At 62.0% G+C, this 455-nt stretch carries 1 protein-coding gene; it reads left to right on the plus strand.

Translation table 11 applies throughout. The features are described from left to right. Positions 1–52: 52 nt before the first annotated feature. Positions 53–235 carry a DUF2478 domain-containing protein gene (locus ACZYOF_RS44355; protein ID WP_463719669.1) on the plus strand — a complete coding sequence of 61 codons (183 nt, stop codon included), beginning with the start codon at positions 53–55 and terminating at the stop codon, positions 233–235. Positions 236–455: the final 220 nt, after the last annotated feature.

A 455-nucleotide genomic window follows, 5' to 3' on the forward strand; every position in this document is an offset into this window, starting at 1 on the left:
TTACCAGGTTGCGGGGCTGCTGCGCAGCAGCCCCGCAACCTGGCCCTAACCCATCAACCCGCCCTGCCGCCTCAAGCGCCGGGCTCCTGTCCCTGATTATCCTGTCTCACTACAGGGGTGCAGTTCAGTACCGCTCCTCACGACCGTCCCCGGAAAATGCCTTGTCGACTGGCGGACTTTCACCGGGGATGTTGGCACAACGCTGTGGTGCGAGCGCCAGGTCGTAGAGGGATGATGGCGCGACATCCCCCGCCGCCGCGCATCTGCGCGCAATCCATCCGGTGACGACGATTTAGTGATGTTCCCATCCGACAGTTTCATCACGGCTGAGAGCATCGCCGATCTTGCCCCGAGATTATCCACCACGATCGATGGAAAAAAGCCGTCACTGCCGGCTTCCGCTCCACGTCACGTGAGTGGTCCTCGTGCGCCTCGTTAAGGGTGATCATGCGGCC

The organism is Bradyrhizobium sp. LeoA1Lang (genome assembly GCF_055413685.1).